The sequence below is a fragment of the Microbispora siamensis genome (assembly GCF_016863095.1).
GTDB classification, from domain to species: domain Bacteria; phylum Actinomycetota; class Actinomycetes; order Streptosporangiales; family Streptosporangiaceae; genus Microbispora; species Microbispora siamensis.
The window spans coordinates 24,668-45,047 of the sequence record NZ_BOOF01000058.1; the positions used below are offsets into that span (position 1 = coordinate 24,668).

At 71.5% G+C, this 20,380-nt stretch carries 20 protein-coding genes; 12 read left to right on the forward strand and 8 right to left on the reverse strand.

The window, feature by feature from the left end:
* Positions 1-4: 4 nt before the first annotated feature.
* Genes Msi02_RS37350 through Msi02_RS37360 form a run of 3 tightly spaced genes read right to left on the reverse strand, consistent with a single transcriptional unit; the run spans position 5 to position 2,723 of the window.
* A complete protein-coding gene (locus tag Msi02_RS37350) occupies positions 5-550 on the reverse strand; it encodes a hypothetical protein (RefSeq protein WP_204052506.1) in 546 nt (181 codons plus the stop codon).
* On the reverse strand, positions 547-2,034 hold the full coding sequence (locus Msi02_RS37355; protein ID WP_204052507.1) for an ATP-binding protein: 1,488 nt from the start codon (positions 2,032-2,034) through the stop codon (positions 547-549). Before Msi02_RS37355 ends, Msi02_RS37350 begins: the two co-directional genes overlap by 4 nt.
* Positions 2,031-2,723 (reverse strand): response regulator, encoded by a 693-nt coding sequence (locus Msi02_RS37360; RefSeq protein WP_204052508.1) that lies wholly within the window; start codon positions 2,721-2,723, stop codon positions 2,031-2,033. Before Msi02_RS37360 ends, Msi02_RS37355 begins: the two co-directional genes overlap by 4 nt.
* A 183-nt stretch (positions 2,724-2,906) precedes the next feature.
* Here Msi02_RS37360 and Msi02_RS37365 point away from each other — a divergent pair, with 183 nt between their 5' ends.
* Genes Msi02_RS37365 through Msi02_RS37375 form a run of 3 tightly spaced genes read left to right on the forward strand, consistent with a single transcriptional unit; the run spans position 2,907 to position 4,478 of the window.
* A complete protein-coding gene (locus Msi02_RS37365; protein WP_143737278.1) occupies positions 2,907-3,260 on the forward strand; it encodes a hypothetical protein in 354 nt (117 codons plus the stop codon).
* Between the two features lies 1 nt (position 3,261).
* Complete coding sequence (locus Msi02_RS37370) at positions 3,262-3,906, forward strand: class F sortase (RefSeq protein ID WP_204052509.1); 645 nt, start codon at positions 3,262-3,264, stop codon at positions 3,904-3,906.
* Between the two features lie 38 nt (positions 3,907-3,944).
* A complete protein-coding gene (locus tag Msi02_RS37375; protein WP_204052510.1) occupies positions 3,945-4,478 on the forward strand; it encodes a GNAT family N-acetyltransferase in 534 nt (177 codons plus the stop codon).
* A 45-nt stretch (positions 4,479-4,523) separates the two neighbouring features.
* Here Msi02_RS37375 and Msi02_RS37380 read toward each other — a convergent pair whose 3' ends face one another.
* The 4 genes from Msi02_RS37380 to Msi02_RS37395 all read right to left on the reverse strand — a co-directional run bounded on the left by Msi02_RS37380 (position 4,524) and on the right by Msi02_RS37395 (position 8,742).
* On the reverse strand, positions 4,524-4,727 hold the full coding sequence (locus tag Msi02_RS37380) for a cold-shock protein (protein WP_079315033.1): 204 nt from the start codon (positions 4,725-4,727) through the stop codon (positions 4,524-4,526).
* A gap of 651 nt (positions 4,728-5,378) precedes the next feature.
* Positions 5,379-6,737, reverse strand: coding sequence for a glutathionylspermidine synthase family protein (locus Msi02_RS37385; RefSeq protein WP_204052511.1), 1,359 nt, complete (start codon positions 6,735-6,737; stop codon positions 5,379-5,381).
* Positions 6,734-8,020 (reverse strand): ATP-grasp domain-containing protein, encoded by a 1,287-nt coding sequence (locus Msi02_RS37390; protein WP_079315036.1) that lies wholly within the window; start codon positions 8,018-8,020, stop codon positions 6,734-6,736. Before Msi02_RS37390 ends, Msi02_RS37385 begins: the two co-directional genes overlap by 4 nt.
* Complete coding sequence (locus Msi02_RS37395) at positions 8,017-8,742, reverse strand: class I SAM-dependent methyltransferase (RefSeq protein ID WP_239109110.1); 726 nt, start codon at positions 8,740-8,742, stop codon at positions 8,017-8,019. Before Msi02_RS37395 ends, Msi02_RS37390 begins: the two co-directional genes overlap by 4 nt.
* 128 nt (positions 8,743-8,870) lie before the next feature.
* Between Msi02_RS37395 and Msi02_RS37400 the strand changes: the two genes are divergently transcribed.
* Positions 8,871-10,259, forward strand: a complete 1,389-nt coding sequence (locus Msi02_RS37400) for an MFS transporter (protein ID WP_239109111.1) — start codon at positions 8,871-8,873, stop codon at positions 10,257-10,259.
* Positions 10,260-10,279: 20 nt separating this feature from the next.
* On the opposite strand, the gene Msi02_RS37405 is transcribed toward Msi02_RS37400, so the two are convergent.
* Entirely contained in the window at positions 10,280-11,239 is a 960-nt protein-coding gene (locus tag Msi02_RS37405) for a helix-turn-helix transcriptional regulator (RefSeq protein WP_143737279.1), read from the reverse strand.
* Positions 11,240-11,720: 481 nt separating this feature from the next.
* Between Msi02_RS37405 and Msi02_RS37410 the strand changes: the two genes are divergently transcribed.
* The 8 genes from Msi02_RS37410 to Msi02_RS37445 all read left to right on the forward strand — a co-directional run bounded on the left by Msi02_RS37410 (position 11,721) and on the right by Msi02_RS37445 (position 20,370).
* Positions 11,721-12,833: an N-acetylneuraminate synthase family protein gene (locus tag Msi02_RS37410; RefSeq protein ID WP_204052512.1), complete on the forward strand. Its 1,113-nt coding sequence runs from the start codon at positions 11,721-11,723 to the stop codon at positions 12,831-12,833.
* On the forward strand, positions 12,820-13,620 hold the full coding sequence (locus Msi02_RS37415) for an SDR family oxidoreductase (RefSeq protein WP_204052513.1): 801 nt from the start codon (positions 12,820-12,822) through the stop codon (positions 13,618-13,620). Before Msi02_RS37410 ends, Msi02_RS37415 begins: the two co-directional genes overlap by 14 nt.
* 90 nt (positions 13,621-13,710) lie before the next feature.
* The gene (locus tag Msi02_RS37420) at positions 13,711-15,672 is read left to right on the forward strand and encodes a thiamine pyrophosphate-binding protein (RefSeq protein WP_204052514.1); all 1,962 of its coding nucleotides are present in this window, start codon (positions 13,711-13,713) and stop codon (positions 15,670-15,672) included.
* A gap of 13 nt (positions 15,673-15,685) precedes the next feature.
* The gene (locus tag Msi02_RS37425) at positions 15,686-16,360 is read left to right on the forward strand and encodes an RraA family protein (RefSeq protein ID WP_079315041.1); all 675 of its coding nucleotides are present in this window, start codon (positions 15,686-15,688) and stop codon (positions 16,358-16,360) included.
* Positions 16,360-17,292: a dTDP-4-dehydrorhamnose reductase gene (rfbD, locus tag Msi02_RS37430; protein WP_204052515.1), complete on the forward strand. Its 933-nt coding sequence runs from the start codon at positions 16,360-16,362 to the stop codon at positions 17,290-17,292. Before Msi02_RS37425 ends, rfbD begins: the two co-directional genes overlap by 1 nt.
* A complete protein-coding gene (locus Msi02_RS37435; RefSeq protein ID WP_079315042.1) occupies positions 17,289-18,689 on the forward strand; it encodes a D-arabinono-1,4-lactone oxidase in 1,401 nt (466 codons plus the stop codon). The genes rfbD and Msi02_RS37435 overlap by 4 nt, the downstream gene beginning before the upstream one ends.
* Positions 18,686-19,372, forward strand: a complete 687-nt coding sequence (locus Msi02_RS37440) for an HAD family hydrolase (protein WP_204052516.1) — start codon at positions 18,686-18,688, stop codon at positions 19,370-19,372. Before Msi02_RS37435 ends, Msi02_RS37440 begins: the two co-directional genes overlap by 4 nt.
* Positions 19,369-20,370 carry a branched-chain amino acid transaminase gene (locus Msi02_RS37445; RefSeq protein WP_204052517.1) on the forward strand — a complete coding sequence of 334 codons (1,002 nt, stop codon included), beginning with the start codon at positions 19,369-19,371 and terminating at the stop codon, positions 20,368-20,370. Before Msi02_RS37440 ends, Msi02_RS37445 begins: the two co-directional genes overlap by 4 nt.
* Positions 20,371-20,380 lie beyond the last annotated feature (10 nt).

The following is a 20,380-nucleotide window of genomic DNA, read 5'->3' on the forward strand; positions in this document are numbered from 1 at the left end:
CCCCCTAGCCTCGGGGGAACTCCGAGCAGTGGAACGATTCCGTCCGGCTGATCCCGGGCCTCCGGAAGACGACGGTGACCGCGTCGGGATCGATGTTCTCCCGCGCCGCGACGGCACCGGCGGCGGTGCAGGTGAGCTGGCCCAGCGACAGCTCGGGGCGGGGGACGTCGGTGGGGGGTTGCGGCGCTTCCGCCGGGGTCGGCCTGGGTGGGGGGAGCGTGATGAGGACCCTCGCCCGGCCCGCGCTGACCTTCAGCGGCCCGTGCACGTCGGGGAGCAGGTCGGTACGCAGCCCTCGTTTGCGCTCGTCGGCGCTCGGCCCATCCATCAACAGGTCGAGAGTCTCCTTCAGTGTGAGCGGCGGGATGGGACGGGTCACGGCCCGGAGTCGCGCGCCCGACACGAAGTAGAGCCGGGTGCTCGGGCGGAACCCCACCGCGGGCTCGCCTCCGTCCCTGACGCCGGTCGGGGCGATGCCGCAACCTGCCGCCGTCGTGGACGTGACGACCACCGCGAGGGCGGCGGCCGTACGGCGGGTACGGAAGCTCACGGCTCGCGCCTCCCGATCGGCGAGGCGTCGCCGGGGCCGGTCTGGGGCGGCCGCGGGTGGCGGGGCAGCGTGAGGGTGAACACCGCCCCGCCTTCCGGCGGATTCGCCACCTCGATCGTGCCGCCGTGGAGCCGGGCGTTCTCGCGGGCGATGGCGAGCCCGAGGCCGCTTCCGTCCGACCTGGTCCGTGCCTCGTCGGCCTTCGAGAAACGATCGAAGACATGCGGAAGGATCCGTGGGTCCACCCCGGCGCCCGCGTCCCGCACCTCGATGACGACGGTCTCGGGCCCGGCGCGGAGCCGTACGGTGACCGGGGGCGCACCATGGCGGAGGGCGTTCCCCACGAGGTTCGCCATGATCACATCGAACCGGCGCGGGTCCAGCCGGATCCGCATGTCCGCGGGCAGATCGAGGCCCACCCGCCCGGCCCAGCCGCGGGTCCGCAGACAGGCGCGGATCGCGTCCGCCGCGTCGACGTCGTCCAGGACCAGCCTCGCCGCACCGGCGTCGAAGCGGGAGATCTCCATGAGGTCCTCGACGAGCCGCACCAGCCTGCCGACTTCGAGGTTCATCAGGCGGGCCGCCTTCTCGAGGTCGCCTTCCAGGTGGCCGGCCTCCTCCTCGAACACGTCGGCCATCGCGAGGATGGACGCCAGCGGGGTGCGCAGTTCGTGCGACACGTCGGCGACGAATCGGCGGGCCTGGACCTCCATGCTCCGCAGTTCCGAGACGTTCGCCTCCAGGGCCGCGGCCGTGGCGTTGAAAGTCTCGACCAGCCGCGCCAGCTCGTCACCGCCGGTCACCTTCAGGCGCGTGTCCAGCTCGCCCGCGCCGAGCCTGCGCGCGGCGCGGTCGAGGTCCCGGACCGGGCGCAGGACGCCGCGCGCCGCCACGAGGGCGAGCGCCACGGCGAGCAGCACGACGGGGATCGCCCCGTTCCGTGCGGCCGTGACCAGGAGCTCCTCCTCTCGCTGCTCCTTGGCGAGGGAGGCCACGAGGTACACCTCGACGCCCGAGGATTTGGCCTGCTTGCCGAGCATCACCGGCGTGCCGACCACGAGGTACGGCGTGCCGGACCTGACGACGCGCTGGGAGAAGAGGCGGTTGCGGTCGAGGACGGTACGGCGCAGCTCGGAAGTGATCGCTCCTGCGTCGTCGCCGGAGGCGACCAGGCCCCCGCCCCGGTAGGCGGCGGCCCCGGTCGCATCGAGGAACGAGGGCGCGACGCCGTTGGCGAGCCGTTGCAGCGCCGGCCGGTCCGGCGGGTGCTGCATGTTCTCGGTGAGCGTCGCGACGCGCAGCCGGAACTCGTTGACGAGCGACCACTCCGTACGGGCCAGCATGAGGTCGCGTGCCTGGCGGTACACCAGCCCGGCGGCCGTCACGGCGCTGAGCACCGCGAGCAGCACACAGACGATCATCAGCCGTGGGCGCAGCCCGCGAACCCAGCCGGCGAGCCGGCCGTCCCCGGGACCTCGCCTCATAGAGGGCCGAACCGGTAACCGAACCCGCGCACCGTCTGGATGTACCGGGGCCTGGCGGGGACGTCCTCGATCTTCGCGCGCAGCCGCTGCACGCACGCGTCCACCAGCCGGGAGTCACCCAGGAAGTCGAGCTCCCAGACCGACTCCAGGAGCTGCTGACGGCTGAACACCTGGTTGTAGGCCGCCGACAGTTCCAGCAGCAGCCGCAGCTCCGTCGGCGGCAGGGTGATCGGGACTCCGGCCTTGACCACGGTGAGGGCGCCCCGGTCGATGGTCAGGTCGCCGTGGGTCTCCGGCCCGGCCGACGCGGGGGCCGCCGCCGCGGCGGGTCCTCCGCGCCGCAGCACCGCGCGGATCCGCGCCTCCAGCACGCGTGGCCGGACCGGCTTGACCACGTAGTCGTCGGCACCCGCCTCCAGGCCGCTGACCACGTCGAGGTCGTCGCCGCGGGCGGTGAGCATGACGATCGGCGTGGGCCCTCCCGCGCGGATGCGGCGGCACACCTCGAATCCGTCGAGCCCGGGAAGCATCAGATCGAGCACGACGATGTCGGCGGGGGCGGCGGACATCCGTCGAAGGCCTTCCTCGCCGGTCCGCGCGACCTCGACGTCGTGCCCGCTCCGGCCCAATGACAGACGCAGGCTCTCCCGTACGGAGTGGTCGTCCTCGATCAGCATCACCCGGGCCACTGTTCAAGTATCCGGCATGTCCGTTTTCCTTCCTGCGAATGCCGACATCCATTACATGCTCATGACATTCCGATCATGGCCGGCGGACATTCCCCTGCCAGCATCGAGGCCATTCCCAGATCGGTGACCTGCGGCGCGCCTGGTGGGAAACCCGCCCGCCATGCCGCCGCGCAAGGAGGAAGCATGCGACTGATCCGTACCGCGCTGGCCGCCTCGGCGCTCGGCATCGCCGTACTGACCGTGCCCGTGAGCCCCGCCATGGCCGACGCCCGGCCGGTGGCCGCCGCGCCCTCGCCTGTCGCGAAGTCCCCGTCGGAGGCGCCGAAGCCCGTGCCGTCGGCCGCGCCGGCGCCGCCGAGCGAGGAGGGTCAGGCCCCGGCCGAGCGCCCGCGGACCGTGCCGCGAGGCGCCCCGGAGACCGGTGGCGGCCCCTCGGACACCGCGACCGTGCTGGTCCCGGCGGGTGCCGCCCTTCTCGCCGCGGGGGCCGGGATGGGTGTGCTGGCACTGCGCCGGAGGTCGCGCGCGGGTGCCTGACATGCCGGGTGCGAGGACGGACCGCGGCCGTCGCGTCCTGGGCGTGGCGGCCGCCGCCGTCGCCCTGACCGGCGCCGTGTTCGTGGGCCGCGGAGTCCTGCCGGCGGACGGGCCTCCGGTCCCGCCACCCGCGGCCGCCCGGACAGCGGCGGCCGCCGTGGCGGAGCAGGTTTCCTCTTCGGACGGCCGTGTGCTCGGGCCGTCCGAGCCGCGCAGCCTGGACATCCCGAAGATCGGCGTACACGTGACGCTGGGCCGGCTCGGGCTCAATCCTGACGGCACGGTGCAGGTCCCGCCGGCAGACCACCCCGAGGAGGCCGGCTGGTACGCGCACGGAGCGACCCCCGGCGAGCGCGGGGCGGCGGTCATCCTCGGTCACGTCGACGGCGCGGGCCGCAAGGGAGTCTTCTACGACCTCGGGCGCATGAGACCCGGAGACATCGTCAAGGTCGGCCGTGCGGACGGCTCGGTGGCCAGGTTCGAGGTCGAATCGGTGGAGAGGGTGCCGAAGAAGCGGTTCCCCACCCGTCGCGTGTACGGCCCACTGGACCACGCGGGCCTTCGCCTGGTGACGTGCGGCGGTGTGTTCGACCGCCGGAGCGGCCACTACACCGACAACGTCATCCTCTACGCCCGTCTCACCTAGGCCGGGCCGGCAGGAACCGGGGCGATACGATCCCGATCGTGGCAGTCTGGGGGCTTCGGCCGGCTTCGGCGGCGGACGTCGAGGCGGTGGCCGAGTTGCGGGCCGTGGTGCTGAGGCCGGATCTGGAGCGGCTCGGGCGGTACGACGAGCAGCGCGTACGGCAGCGGCTGCGGGACGGGTTCACGCCGGCGCACACCTGGGTGATCGAGGTGGCGGGTGCCCTGGCCGGCTGCGTGGCGCTGCGGCCGGTGAAGGACGCCTACTGGCTGGAGCACTTCTACCTGGACCCGGGCCTGCAGGGCAGGGGCATCGGTTCAGGCGTGCTGACCGGGCTGCTGGACCGGTGCGACCGCGAAGACGCCGTGGTCCGGCTGAACGTGCTGCAGGGCAGTTCGGCCCGGCGACTGTACGAGCGGTATGGCTTCACGGTCGAGAGCGAGGACGAGGTGGACGTGTTCATGGTGCGCGACCCGGTCTTCGCCGCGAGCCCCTCGCTCACCTCAGATCGGCGGCGGCCGCATGACGAGGCCCCGGACTCCGCGAGGAGCCCGGGGCCGGATGCCGTCGGATGACGGGCCACATCTCAGTGCCCCGTCATCGGCGGTGTGAAGCGTTGCTTAGAGCGGGCGGACCTGCTCGGCCTGCGGGCCCTTGGCGCCCCGGCCCGCGGTGTACTCGACCCGCTGGTTCTCCTCCAGCGAACGGTAGCCGCCGGCGTCGATGGCCGAGTAGTGGACGAAGACGTCCGGAGTGCCGTCGTCGGGGGCGATGAAGCCGAAGCCCTTCTCGGCGTTGAACCACTTGACGGTTCCCTGAGCCATGATGCTTTTCCTTCGATGAGACGATCTCGAGAGCCACGGATGTGATCCTCGGGCTGCTGCGACCGACCGCCTTGGGAAAGCCTCGGCTCCGTACGGTAACGCCCGCTGTCATAAACTCAGCAAGCGCTTCAACGCATACTGGGACTTCGACACAACCTGTCTTCGACACTACACGCCGCGACGCCGTTCCCGCGCCACTCTCTCGCGAAACCCCCGTGCACGTCCTCTCGGGCTTGGCGCAAGACGATCCGCGTGTCTTGATCAAATGGTTTCTCGTACTGGTGAACGAGTTCGGGAGGAACCATGCTGTCGGCGCGACGCCCTGACCGCGCTCCGTCGCCGCCTGGACCCAAGCTCCTCCGATCAGCCCGGCGGCTGCTCATCCTTGGCGTCGTACCGATCATGGCGGCGGGCCTGATCGTGACCCCGGTGCCCGCCGCTGCCGCGGCCGACCTCAGGACAGACCTCGGCGTGTCCCTCCAACCCTGGGAAGAAGGGGGTGATGTGGCGGCCGGCGGCCCCGGCGGTCCGGGTGACCGTCACCCCGTGACGCACCGGCCGCGGAGGCCCCGGCCTCCGCGGTGACCACGAACCCCATGGCGCCCGCGGCCCCGGCCGCGGGCGCCATGCTCATCGCCGGGTCATGGCCGATCAGGGAGCGGGGGTGAGGAAGATCCCCGTGGTCCTGGCCGCCCCGCCGGCTCCCATGTTGATGACCGCGCCGCCGCCCGTGCGGCGTGCCCGGATGTGGGAACCGGCGTAGCCGTCGGGAGTGATGAACGCGTCCCAGGCCGCCACCCAGTCCTCGACGGCGCGGGTCTCGGGGTCGACGACCGGTTCGTGGCGGGGGACCACCCTCCGCTGGACGGTGTAGTCGCGCCGGACGCCCTCGGCGAGCGCCTCCCGCCATTCACGGTCGGACACTTCCCATCCGGCGATGATGCCGTCTCCTCCGTAGCCGGTGTGCGGCTTGAGGATGAGCTCCTCGCGGTGGGCGCGGCAGTAGTCGAGCAGGTCGACCGTCTCGCCGCCGGCCTCGGTCCGCCCGGTGGAGACGATCCGCGTCCAGGGCAGGATGCGATCGAGCAGCGCCTTCTCCTCCGGCGACAGCGCCTCCCGCGTACGGGCATCGGAGAGCAGGGCGAGACAGCCCTTGTTGAAGACCTGGCCGCTGCGCATGTTCGTCCACAGGACGGCCGTGCCGTCCTCGTGCGCCCGGAAGATCGGCTCGACCCTCTTCTCCCCGTCGGGGACGGCCACGATGTCCTCGTCGGTGAAGTAGCGGAGGACGACGTCGATCTTCCTGCCGTCGACGAAGAGCCGCCCGCCGTCGCTGCGGACCTGGCTCACCTCCGTCAGCAGGACCTCCAGCCCGAGCCGTCCGAGCATCTCCTGGAAGGAGCGGGCCAGGTGCAGATACTTGGGCAGTCCACCGTCCTCCTCGACGAAGGCCACGACCGGGTCGGCGCCGCCGGTGACCGGCTCCGCGGCTCTGCGCAGCGCCTGTGCCACGCGCTCTCCGGTGTGGACGTAGCCGAGCCGGTGCTCCTCGGCGAACGCGCGGAACGCGTCGGTCTCGAGGAGGAGCCGGGAGATCTCGGCGCGGTCGGTGCCGCCGAGCGCGCTGTCGATGTTGAACTCGAGGAGCTTGAAGGAGTCGCCGTCGTGGTAGAGATCGGCGCGGCCGTACAGGTCGGGAGGGCCGGGGAAGCGCTGGATCAGGGCGGCCCTGCGCCTGCTGATCCCCAGCGCCTCGCAGTAGCGGCCCAGGTCGCCGTCGAAGAGCCGGGCGGGAAGACCGACCAGCAGGTCGAACAGGCCGATCAGGTCGGCGGCGCAGTCCCTCATGCGCGCCTCGTCGATGAAGAAGGGCCGCGGCAGGAGCCGGTCGCCGCACGACAGGTCGAACATCCGGGGGAAGCGGCCGCGTGCCTCGGCCATGACGTGCAGGAGCTTGTCGTCTCCCGACAGGCACCGGTCGTTGTAGTCGCGGGTCACCGGATCGGTCATGGGGCACCGTCCCGGCCGGCGGGTGCGGTGTCCAGCCGGACCGTCTTGGTGAGCTCGGCGAAGACGCCGTCGAGCTGGTCGACCTCGTCGACGGTGAAGATGAGGTGGCCGTGCCCCTGGAAGGTCTGGGGAGGGACCTTCAGATACTCGCCGATCTCCCGGTAGATCTCGAACTCGTCGATCCGGGGGTCGGCCGCCGCCTCCTCGACCCCGTGGACGGCGGTCAGCACGCCCGGCTGCTCGGGGAAGATGTTCCAGAAGCCGACCGGCCGCGGCGCCGTGGCGGGTTCGAGACGCGGCTCGCCTCCCAGGGCCTGCTCCAGCGCCGCTTCGACCAGGTCGATGCCGAGGCTGAGCTGCACCGAGCGGTAGATGGGGCCGCCGCCCATCCGGGCCGCCGCCTCGAGGAGCACCGGCTCCCTCTCGTCCCGCAACCGGAACTCGACGTGGGTGGGGCCGATCTCGATGCCCATCGCCCGGTGGACGGCGGCGGTGGCGTCGGTGATCGTACGGACGAGGTCCGCCGGCAGCCGCGTCGGCGTGCAGGCGTAGACCTCCTCGAACGTCGGCCCGGTCGGGAGCGGCTTGTCGTGGATCGCCACCACCCGCGTCTCCCCACGGTGGACGAGGGACTCGATGCAGATCTCCGTGCCCGGGACGAACTCCTCCACCAGCAGCGCGCCGCCGTACTCCTCGTGCGCGGCCCTGTAGAGGGGGTCCTGGTCGGAGGCGTCCCACGACTCGGCCCGCAGGAACTCGAAGTGCTCGGCGAGCTCCGCGTCGTCGGCGACGCACCTGACGTACATGCTGCCGGTGCCGATGACGGGTTTGAGGATGAGGGGATAGCCGAACCGCCCGGCCAGCTCCCGGGCCTCCGGCAGCGAGCGGGCCAGGCCGTAGCGGGGCTGGAGGACGCCGCCGGCCGCGGCCACGGCCTCCCGCATCGCGTACTTGTCACGCGCGATGTGCGCGGTGTGCTCGCTCACGTAGGGCAGGCCGAGCTCGGCGGCGATCCTCGCGGCGGCGGGCACCAGCCGCTCCGAGAACGTCACCACCGCACGGATCGGCTCGGACTCCTCGTCCCGGAGCCGCACCGCGGCGGCCAGCGTGTCCCCGAGGACCGATGTGTCCACCGTGACGACCCGGTCGGCGTGCTCCGACTCCCACGACGGGTTCTTCATCAGCAGCAGCACACGCTGGCCGTGCTCGCGGCCGAAGGCGTGCACCCGCGCCAGATGCCGGCGCCGGCTCAGGTTCTTCCCGTGTACGACGAGGATGCTCATGCTCCCTGCCCTCCGGGGACGGGCCGGGCACGCACCCAGCTCCGGTCGGGATCGAGGAACCGGTCGATCCGGAAACCGGCCGTCGCCAGCTCGGCGCTCAGCCGTTCGTCGCTCATGGGCCGGGTGAGGAACGAATGGGTCCAGGAGGCGTCCCCCCACAGGTAGTCCACGGTGAGGGCGACCGTTCCCGGCTCCGGCCGTTCCACCGTTCGGATGCGTGAGGTGAACCCGGCGGGGTCGGTCCGCTCGGTGGGCCGCACCGTCTCGTGCCACCCCGGCTTGTGGCGTTCGAGGATGAGGCAGCCGTCGTCGCGCACGTGGGACCGGCAGGTCCGCAGGAAGGCGCGCATCAGGTCGTCGTCGGGGATGTCGATGAGGAACGAGATCATCACCACGGCGTCGAACCGGCGGCCGAGGTTCAGGTCCTGGATCGGGGCGCAGACCGTCTCGGCTCCCCTGATGCGCGCGAGCATGTCGGGCGACTCGTCGACGGCCACGATCTCGTGCCCGAGGTCCCTCAGGGGATGGGTCACGCGGCCGGCCCCGGCGCCGAGTTCGAGCACGCTCGCCTTCTCGCCGATGGCCTCGTGGATCAGCTCGGGCTCACCGCGAGCCCGCAGCCGCGCGTAGAACTCCACGGCGCATCCGTCGGGCGTGATCGCGCCGGGACCCTCCCCTCGCATGAACGACAGTTTCGGCATGGCTCCCAGCGAAACCAGCACCGCGACCAGGGTCAAGGTCCATCCCGGGTGCCGCAACCGGTCATGCCGGTAGTGGACACCGCGCACCCCGTCACATCGCCCGGCTTCCGTGCGATGCTCGATCCCACCCACCGTTGAGGAGAGCGGACGTGTCGAGCGCATCTTCATCCTCCGGCCAGGATGGCGTCGCACCTCTCGCCGACGGCCCCGCGCCGCAGCCGCCGTCGAACCCCGCAGGAGGTTCCGGCCGCGCGGACGGCTCCCGGCGAGGCGGGCAGGCGCCCGCGGCGCCGGATGTCACCGCGGGATCCGGCGCGGCCGGCGGGCTGTTCGGCCACCGCGACTTCCGGCTCGCCTTCGCCGCGGCGGCCGTGAGCAAGCTCGGCACCCAGATCAGCTACCTGGCCGTGCCGTTGCTCGCGGTGACGACGCTGCACGCCTCCCCGGGCGAACTGGGCGTGCTGAACGCGCTGAGCACGATCGCGTTCCTGCTGATCGGCCTGCCCGCCGGTGCATGGGTGGACCGCACCCGGCAGCGCCGGCTGCAGATAGTCACCGACCTCGTCCGCGCTGCGCTGTTGCTGTCGGTGCCGCTGGCCTGGTGGGCCGGCGCGCTGACCCTGTGGCAGTTGTACGTCGTCGTGCTGTTCACCGGCGTCGCGACCGTGTTCTTCGACGTCGCCAACCAGAGTTTCCTGCCGCACCTGGTGGGCCGCGACCGGCTGGCCGAGGCCAACGCGCGGCTGGTGAGCCTCGACGCGGCCAACCAGGTCGCCGGCCGTAGCCTGGGCGGCTATCTGGTGCAACTGCTCACCGCCCCGCTGGCCATCGCGCTGGACGCGATCACATACGTGTGGTCGGCGGTGTGCCTGATCCTCATCCGCACCAGCGATCCCGTCCCGGCACGTCGTCCCGGCCGAAGGCTCTACCAGGAGATCGGCGAGGGGCTGCGCTTCGTGTTCGGCGACCGGCTGCTGAACCCCCTCGTGCTGGAGGCGGGGCTCACGAACTTCGCGATCCAGGTGTACGTGACCATGCTGCCGGTGCTGTTCGTCCGCGAGCTGGGGCTCTCCGAGGGTGCACTCGGGTTCTTCCTTGCCCTGGGCGGAGTCGGGGTCTTCCTCGGGTCGATGCTGGCCCGTCCGCTGAGCGCTCGCCTCGGCGACGCGCGGGTGATGTGGGTGATGGGCCCGCTGATCGCGCCGGCCGGGTTCCTGGTCCCCCTGGCCGACCACGGGCCCGGTGTGTGGCTCGCGGGCGCGGCCTGGCTGGTCATCACAGCCAAGGCGGGCGTCGACAACGTGCTGAAGGTCAGCTTCCGCCAGCGCATCACGCCGGACCACCTGCTGGGACGGATGAACGCGACATTCCGCTTCCTCATGTTCGGCGCCCTGGCCCTCGGCGCGCTGCTGGCCGGCGCCCTGGGCGAGCTGGCAGGCGTACGGGCGGCGATGTGGGCGGGGTCGGCCGTGCTCGCCGCGGGCTGGCTGCGCCTGTTCTTCTCACCGCTGCGTTCCATGCGCGAACTGCCGGCCTGACCGGGGCGCCGTCCGTCACCTCAGATGTCGCCGGTCTCCGAGGCGGGCACGGGACCTCCGTTCAGGCCCTGCTGCGCCACGAGATATCCGGCCTGGAAGCGGCTGGTGGCGCCGAGCTCGTCGGTGATCTCCTTGATGTAGCGGCGGCAGGTCCGGGTGGACATGCCCATCCGCTTGGCGATGGCCTCGTCCTTGAGCCCGTCGGCCATCAGCTGCAGGATCCGCCGGCGCAGCTCCTCGGTCGTCGTCTGCGTCTCCACCATGGAGGCCTCGAACGGCCGGGCCGACTGCCAGAGGTTCTCGAAGATCCGGTAGAGGAAGTCCACCATCACCGGATCCGTGATGAACGCGGCGCCGGGAACCTCGTCGGCCACCCGGCGTTTGGCCACCACGGCCGTCTCCCTGTCGAAGATCATCATCCGCTCGAACGTCTCGACCGTGGTGCGGATCTCGGCGCCCTTCTCCGTGACCTGGTGCACGTAGGAACGCGTGGCCAGGCTGCTGCGCGCGGTGTGCTGGTAGATGCCGCGCAGCCGTATCCCGCGGGAGAGCATCTCCAGGCTCTCCTCGGTCACCCCTCGCAGCGTCTGGGGATCCCGGCCGCCGCCCGGCTGCATGCTGACGAACTCCGTGGAGCACTCCCGCATCAGCAGGGCGAGCTCGTTCCGTACCTCGACGGGGTCGTCGAGGCAGGTCAACGGCGGGCTGCCGTGACTGCGTCTGCGGTGCTCCCGATACAGCGGCATCAGGCTGCGCAACTGGGTCTGCAGCTCGGACAGCTCCTGCTGCCGCCGTCGGATCTCGCGTTCCAGCGGGACCGAGGAGAGTGCCTCCGCCACCTCGGGATCCGTGGGGATCAGCGCGTCGCCCGCCCAGTTGAGGGTGAGCAGGCGGAGGGACAGGAGGCGGTCGAGCACCTGGTCGTGCTCGGTGCTCGCCAGGGCCCTGGCCTCCGCCAGAGGCAGCGCGCCACGATGCACCGCCGCCGTGTACACCTTTATGGCAATGTCCCCAAGGCCTGTTTCCTGCCGACCTGAATGGGGCTCCTCGATTAACTCGTGCGCGGCCGTCAACTCGCCGAACCTCCCCCGTGATGCGCAACCCCGATCGCGGGCCACTTCCGGTTAACTCGGACTGGTCAAGCTTGGGCAGACATCTTGTTGCCATACAAGTTTAGGACACAGGGGGCATCTCGCTCTCGGGCGATTCGAATGGCAGTCTGTTGTCGTCCGCAGAACGACGGTCCGCTGTTATCGAAGGCACCATCGCAATGTCCTCATCGCATGAGCTGCGAATAGTGCATCGTCTGCCGGAAACCGCCAATCGTTGCGAAGGAGCTCCCCGCTCCGGGGACGCCGGTTGGGACTGAACGGAACCCGGAAGCCAACACCCATCGCAGCCTTCACCGTCCGCTCCCCATAAGGGACGACCCTGCCCAAAACCCGGTTGGAAGGTACACCCATGCGCGAACTGCACATCGCAGGCCGCCGGATCGCCGACGACACCGAGGCCTACGTGATCGCTGAGATCGGGCACAACCACGGCGGCAGTCTGGAACGCGCCCGAGATCTGTTTCGCCGCGCGGCGGAAAACGGAGCACACGCCGCCAAGCTGCAGAAACGAGAGAACAAGACGCTCTTCACACGCGCCATGTATGACCAGCCCTACACCGGCCGCAACAGTTATGGGCCGACCTACGGCGCGCACCGGGAGGCGTTGGAGTTCGGCCGCGACGATTACGCGGCACTGACCGAACTCGCGGCGGAGGTCGGCATCGACTTCTTTTCCACCGCCTTCGACATGCCCAGTGTCGACTTCCTCATGGATTTCGACCCGCCGGCGATAAAGATCGCCTCCGCGGATCTGACCAACACGCCATTGCTCGCCTACGCCGCGAAGACCGGGAAGCCGCTGATCGTCAGCACCGGCGGGGGCACGATGGACGACGTCCGCCGGGCCTGCGACACGGTGCTGCCGCTCAACCCGAACCTGGCGTTGCTGCAGTGCACGGCCGTCTATCCGGCCGCTCCCGCCGACCTGAACCTCGCCGTCATCGGCACGTTCCGCGCCGAATACCCCGACGTGGTCGTGGGCTTCTCCGGCCACGACCTCGGCCCGGACGCCAGCTTCATCGCCTATGCGCTCGGGGCGCGGGTCATCGAGAAGCACTTCACGCTGGACCAGAGCCTGCCGGGCACCGACCACGCGTTCTCCCTCGACCCCGACCAGCTCGTCCAGCTGACCCGGGGCCTGAAGCGCACCGCCGAGTCGATCGGCTCGCCGATCAAGACCCGTAGCGACGCCGAGGCGTCGGCGGTGATCAAGATGGGCAAGAAGCTCGTGGCGAGGCACGACCTGCGCCCGGGGCACGTCCTCACGGAGAACGACATCGCCATCAAGTCTCCCGGCGACGGCCTCAAGCCGTACGAGCTGGAACGCGTGCTGGGGACGACCCTCACCGTCGCGCTGTCGGCCGACGACGCCATCCGGTGGGAGCACCTGGTGGGACCCGGGCTGCGCGTCGACGAGCGCCGACCCGTGACGACGGGAGCCGTGGCGGATGCCCGGCGCTGACCTGGCGGGCTCGGTCGCGGTCGTCACCGGCGCGAGCGGCCGTCTGGGCACGCTGTGGTGCGCCACGCTGCTGGACGCCGGAGCCGACGTGATGGCGCTGGACCTGGTCGAGCCGGGCGAGGACGGGCTCGGGCCGCGCACCGCCGGGGCCGGCCGCTACCTGCCCTTCACCGCCGACGTCACCGACCGCCGCTCGCTGGAGCACGCACTGGACGCGTGCCTGGACCGGCTCGGGCCGCCGACGATCCTGGTGAACAACGCCGGCATCGACAGCCCGCCGACGAGAGACCAGGGAAGCTGGCTGTTCGGCGACATCCCGGAGGAACTGTCGGCGATAGTCCTGGATGTCAACGCCCTCGGCGTGCTGCGGGTCTGCCAGGTCTTCGGCAGCCACATGGCGCAGCGCAGGACCGGGACGATCGTCAACATCGGCTCACTGTACGGCGGCCTCGCGCCCTATCCCCCGCTCTACGACCACCTGGACCTGGACCCGCCGTTCCTGAAGCCGCCGGCCTACGGCATGTCGAAGGCGGGCGTGGCCGCGCTGACCCGGTATCTCGCCGCGCTGTGGGGGCCCAAGGGCGTCCGGGTCAACACGCTCTCGCCGGGCGGCGTACTCGGCGACCAGGACCCGCAGTTCAAGAAGAAGTTCAGCGGCCGGGTACCACTCGGGCGGATGGCCTACCCGGAGGACCTCACCGGCCCCCTGCTGTTCCTCGTCTCCGACATGAGCAGGTACGTGACCGGCCAGGAGATGCTGGTCGACGGCGGCTACAGCTGCTGGTGACCCCGTAACCCTCGCTTCCCGGTCTGCCGCGGCCGGATCAGGACGGCCGCCGGACCGCCGACTCCCGCACGACGCTTCCGCGGAGGGCGCATGTCCATGCAACTGTGCAGGGTCGATGTCGCGGATTTCGATCGCGTCCTCACCCAGATCAACGATCCGTACGAACGGTGCCGGGCCTTCTCGGCGCTCACCCGCGTCAACGTGCTCTACATGATCATGCGGGCCGGTTCCGGCCACCTCGGCTCCAGCTTCAGCGCCGCCGACATCGTCAGCCACCTGCTGCTGTCGGAGCTCGACGAGCCTTTCACCCCGGACGGGGACGTCTACTTCTCCTCGAAGGGACACGACGCACCCGGCCTGTACGCGGCCCTCATCGGCCTGCGACGCCTCCCCGAGGATCTGCTGCACCGGTTGCGCCGGCTCGGCGGGCTCCCCGGGCACCCCGACGTCCACACCCCCCACATGGCGTTCAACACCGGTTCCCTCGGCATGGGCATCTCCAAGGCCAAGGGGCTGATCCTGGCGGACCGGCTGCTCGGCCGCAGCCGGCGGGTCTTCGTCCTGACCGGGGACGGCGAACTGCAGGAAGGGCAGAACTGGGAGGCCCTCGCGAGCGCCGCACACCGGGGGATGGGCGAGCTCACCGTGATCGTCGATCACAACAAGCTGCAGTCCGACACCTGGGTCTCCGAGGTCAACGACCTCGGCGACCTGGAAGCGAAGTTCAGTGCGTTCGGCTGGGGCGCGCTGCGCTGCGACGGCCACGACTTCCGGGACCTGGAGGCGGCTCTGCGCAAACGCGCCGAGAGCTTCCCGGGGCAGCCGGCCGTCGTCATCGCGGACACGGTGAAGGGCGCCGGCTGCGCCACCTTCGCGGCCACGTCCATGCGGCCGGGCGAGTGGCGCTACCGCTTCCACAGCGGGGCGCCCTCCCCCGAGGACTACCGTACGGCCCACGAGGAACTGATCGCGGAGGCCGACGCGGTGCTCCGCCGCAACGGCCTCGGCCCGCTGCGGGTCGTGGCGGAGGGCCCGCTGCCGGAGCGGCGGGCAGGCGACCGCCCGAGGCTGTTCCAGGTGTACGGCGAGGCCCTCGCCGGCAGGGCCCGCACGGACCGGCGGATCGTCGCGCTCGACGCGGACCTCGTGCTCGACACCGGACTGATCCCCTTCTCCCGGGAGCACGCCGACCGGTTCTTCGAGTTCGGCATCGCCGAGCAGGACATGGTGTCGGCCGCGGGCGGGCTCGCGGCGGGCGGGCTGGTGCCGTTCGTCAACTCCTTCTCCTGCTTCCTGCACGCCCGGCCGAACGAGCAGATCTACAACAACGCCACCGAGGGCCGGAAGGTGATCTACGTGGGGGCGCTCGCCGGTCTGCTGCCGGCCGGGCCGGGCCACTCGCACCAGGCCGTGCGGGACGTGGCGGCGCTGTCCGCGGTGCCCGGGCTGCGCGTGCTGCAACCGGCCAACGCGGCGGAGGTGGAGGCCGCCCTCGACCACTGTCTCGCCACCGATCGGAGCGTCTACCTGCGCCTGGAGAGCGTCCCGGTGCCCGACGAGGTCGCCGCCCTGCCCGCCGGGCCTCTCGTGCCCGGCCGTGGACGGGTCGTCCGGCAGGGGGGACGGGTCGTCGTCATCGGCGCCGGGCCCACGGTGCTCGGCCAGGTGCTGGGCGCCTGCGAACTCCTGGCCCCCGAGGGGCTGGATCCGACCGTGGTGAACCTGCCGTGGCTCAACGAGGTGGACCCGGAGTGGCTGACCGGGCTGCTCCGCGAGGCCGATCACGTGATCGTGGTGGAGAACCACTACGGCCGGGGCGGTCAGGCCGACACCGTCGCCCGCGCGCTTCTCGCGGCGCCGCCGCCCCACCGGCCGTCGTTCCACGGCATCGGCCTGACGGAGATCCCCCGGTGCGGCGCCGACGACGAGGCGCTCGGCGCCCACGGCCTGGACGCGGCGTCTCTGGCCGCGGCCATCCGGGACGTGACCACCAGCGACCTCACCATCCGGGACGTGACGACCCGGGACCTGACCATCCCCACCCGCGACTGATGGGAGACCGCGCATGAAGACCGTCTACAACGACGTCCGGCGTCCGCCCGCGGAACTCGTGCAGGGGTTCCGCCAGGTGCTCGCCGAATACAGCCCGAGTTGCCTGGTGACGGACGCCCGCAAGCGCATGGGGGCGATCGGCGGGCTGCTGCCGGTCAAGCCGCACCACAAGATCGCGGGACCGGCGCTGACCGTGAACCTGTCCATCGACGATCTCGTGGACTGCATGCCGCTGCTGACCCGGGCGCAGCCCGGCGACGTCATCGTGGTCGCCTGTCACGAAACGAGGCGGACCGCCATGTGGGGCGGGTTGATGTCGACGTTGTCGCAGAAGGCGGGCATCGAGGCGGGCATCGTCGACGGCGCCATCCGCGACGTGGACGAGATCCGCGACCTGGACTTCCCCGTCTGGTACCGCAGCACCGTGCCCCGGCCCTCGCCGAGCGCGGCGCACGATCGGACCGAGCCGGTGCAGTTCAACGTGCCGGTCGTGATCGACGGGCAGATCATCCATCCGGGGGACATCGTCGTGGCCGACGAGAACGGGATCGCCGTGGTCCCGGCCGCCGAGGCCGCCGACGTCCTGGAAGGGACCCGGATGGCGATCGGCAAGGAGAAGCTGATCCGCGAGAAGATCAACTCCGGCGCCTCCCTGCAGGAACTCCTCGCCGAGTTCGGACACCTGTGATGCGCGTGGACGGAGAACGGCAGGCCCGGCGGGTGACGCCGGGCCGCGGGATGAGGATCTACCTGACCGGCGCCGACGGGATGCTCGGGCGGGCGCTCACCGCCGTGCTCCGCGACGACCCCCGCACCTCCGGCTGGACGGTGCGGGGAGTCTCGCTGCCCGACTTCGACATCGCCGACGCCGAGGCTCTGAACAAGTCGGTCGACGACTTCCGGCCGGACGTGGTCGTGCACACGGCGGCCAACGCCGTCGTCGACAACTGCGAGAGCGACCCCGCGGCCGCGCTCCGCGTGAACACGCGCGGGACGCGCAACGTCGCGGAGGCGTGCCGCCGGACCGGCAGCCGGCTCGTCTACATCTCCAGCGACTACGTCTTCGACGGCGAGGACCCGCCGCGCGGCGGGTACCGGGAGCCCGACCTGCCCAACCCGCTCAGCGTGTACGGCATCACCAAACTGGCGGGGGAGCGGATCAGCCTGCTCGTCCCCGGCTCGCTGAGCGTCCGCACCTCCTGGCTGTTCGGCGGGACGGACCCCCGCCTGGACAACGTGCTGGCGATGGGCCGCTCCGCCGCGCGAGGCGACCGGCCGCGGCTCATCGACGACCAGTTCAGCGCCCCCACCTACACGGCCGACCTGGCCGAGGCGCTGGTGTTCCTGCTCACCCGTGAGCGGCCCGTCGAGGGCGTCGTCCACGTCGCCAACCGGGGATCGGCCAGCTGGTACGAGGTCGGCAGGGAGCTTGCGGCCATCGCGCGGGACAGCGGCAGGACCTGGCCGGAGCCCGAACGGGTCTCCATGGACGCGTGCGGTTTCCGGGGCGGCCGTCCCCGTGATTCGACGTTGAACACCGACCTGCTGGCCGGCCTCGGTCACACGATGCCGACCTGGCAGGACGCGCTGCGGAGGTTCTTCGAGGAGGCGCTCACATGACACGCGGGCGACTGCGTCTTTCGTCGGGGGCCGGCTGGCGTTCGTGGTCGGGCACGGTCCGCTGCGCTCCCCGCCACCACACGGCGCCGACGAGCGAGGAACAGATCGCCGACCTGGTGCGGGCGGCGGTCGGACACGGGCTGGGCATCCGGCCGGTCGGCACCGGGCACTCGTTCAACTCCCTGGCGACGACCGACGGGCTGCTGCTCGACCTGCGCCGGTATGCGGGCATCGTCGAGATCGACCCCGAGGCGATGTGCGTCACCGTGCGGGCGGGCACGCGAATCGGCGACCTGGCCGCGAGCCTGCATCGCGCCGGGCTGGCCCTGCCCAACATCGGCACGCTGGCCGACCAGACCGTGGCCGGGGCCATCTCCACCGGCAACCACGGCACCGGCCTGCTCCACCCACCGCTCTCGGGAGAGGTGCTGCGGCTGCGGTTGGTCACGGCGGACGGGCGCACGCTCGCTCTCGACCGCGACAGCGACCCTGAACTCTTCCGCTGCGCGCGCACCGGTCTCGGCGCCCTGGGCGTGGTGTCGACGGTGACCCTGCGCTGCGTGCCGGCCTTCAACCTGCGCGTGCGGGAGCGCGCCATGGCGTTCGAGGAACTGGTGGAGGACTTCGGGCGGCTCGTCGCCGACGCCGACCGCCCCTCGTTCACCTGGCGTCCCTGGCAGGACACCGTGACGGCGCGCGAACTCAGCGTCACCCACGAGCCGCCGACCCCTGGGGCGTACGGCAACCGGTACGCCGCCACCATGCAGGAGATCCGATGCGGCCTCGTCGGCCAGGCGGGCCGGGTCTTCCCCTCCGCCGTTCCCGGGCTGACCCGGTGGCTCGACGGCAGGCCGGGGGCGCCCAGGCCGTTCGTCGACGCCGCGCATCGGGTGCTCACCTTTCCCCAGCCGGTGCGGTTCATCGCCCTCGAACACGCCCTGCCGCTGGAGCACGTGCCGGCCGCGCTGCGGGAGCTGCGCGGGGTCCTGCGCCGGGGCGGGTTCTACTCGCCCTATTCGCTGCTGGTGCGGGTCGGCGCCGGCGACGACGCCCCGCTCAGCCCCGCGTACGGCCGCAGGACGGGGTACGTCAATCTCACCGTCCCCCGTACGGCCGGGCAGCTGGAACTCCTGCGTACCACCGAGTATGTGCTGCGCGAGCTGGACGCCCGCCCGCACTGGGGCAAGGCCCACACCGCCACCGCCGAACTGCTCGCGCCCCGCTATCCGGAGTGGGACCTGTTCCAGCGGATCCGGCAGCAGGTCGACCCGGCCGGGGTGTTCACCAACGACCACGTCGCCCGGGTGCTCGGCCCCGTCCGCGCCACGGCGGCCTCGTCCGCCCGGCTTCCCGGGGAGCAGGCGGGCTCGCGGACCAGGGGAGAGGCCTCGTGGTGACGGGACCGCGTGCCGTCCTGTTCGACTTCGACGGTCTCATCTGCGACACCGAGCACGCCGCGTTCACCTCCTGGCGGGATCTGTACGCCTCCTTCGGGCTGGAGTTCCCGCCGGAGGTGTGGAGCCGGTTGATGGGCAGGCCCGACGGCGAGAGGACCGGCCTGGCGGATCTGGCCCGCCGCCTGGGCCGTCCGGTGAGCCGCGCCGTCCGCGAGGACCGGCGCCGGCGCAAACGGGAACTGTGCGACCGGGAGCCGCTGCGGCCGGGGGTCGCGGCCGTGCTCGACGAGGCGGCCCGCCTGGGCCTGGCCACCGCCGTGGTGTCGAGTTCGGCGCGCACCTGGGTCGAGCACCACCTCGGCCGGCTCGGGATCGAGACCCGGTTCACCGAACTGGTCACGGGGGAGCAGGTCGACCGGCACAAGCCGGCTCCGGACCTCTACGTGCTGGCCCTGCGGCGGCTCGGGCTGTCCGCGGCGGAGGCCCTCGCCTTCGAGGACTCCGCCACCGGGGTCCGGGCGGCCCGGGCCGCCGGCGTGCGCTGCGTCGGCGTGCCGAACGCGGCCGGCTGCGCCGGCGACCTGACCCTGGCCGGCGCGGACACGGTGGTCCCCGACCTCACCAAGCTCGACCTGGGCCTGCTCGGAACCGGAGCGGGCCTCGAGAGGAAGGCGGCGTCATGAGCGTCGAGGCGGCACGGCAGCATCGCGATCCCCGCTCCTCCGCTCCCCTGGGCGATCCGGAGTTCGGCAATCCCGAGTGGATCTGGCGGAACGGCTCGCTGATCCCGTGGGCCGACGCCCGCGTACACGTGAACGCGGTCGGCCACGCCTCCGTCTCGGCCGTGTTCGAGGGCGTCAAGGCATACCTGTCGGCCGACGGCACCCGGCTCCTGGCCTTCCGGCTGGACGACCATCTCGACCGCCTCGCGCGGTCGGCGAGGATCTGCCGGCTCGACCTGCCGTACACGCGGGAGCGGCTCCGGGCGGCCGTGCTCGATCTGTTGCGCATCAACGGCTATGCGGAGGACGTCTACATCCGGCCGTGGGTCTTCCCGTCCGGGGTGATCCGCGAGCAGATGGTCCCGGCGGGCACCAGGTGCGACGTGGTGGTCGACACCTGGCCGTTCCGCAGCGGGCTGTCCGGCGGCGACTCCTGCCGGGCCACGGTGAGCTCGTGGATCCGGGTCGGGGACGCCTCCGCGCCGCCCAGGGCCAAGGCGTTCTCGAACTACCACAACGGCCGGCTGGCCCTCATCGAGGCGCGGGAGAACGGATACGACTGGCCGATCATGCTGAACGAGCGGTTCAAGGTGAGTGAGGGTCCGGCGGCCTGCGTCGCGATCGTCCGCGACGGCACGATCATCACCCCGTCGCTCACCAGCGGGCTGCTGGAGAGCATCACCAGGGACACCGTGCTGGCCCTCGCCGCGGGCATGGGCATCCCGGTGCAGGAGCGCGAGGTGGACCGGAGCGAGCTGTATCTCGCCGACGAGATCTTCTTCATGGGCACGGCCTGGGAGATCCTCCCGGTCACCAGCGTCGACCGCCTGAGCGTCGGCGCCGGCCGGGTCGGCCCGATCGCCTCCCTGCTGCGGACGGAGTACGACCGGCTGGTCAGAGGACGGGCGGATCACCACGGGGAATGGCTCACCGAACTGCCGCTGCCGGGTGGAGAGTGACGAGGAGACG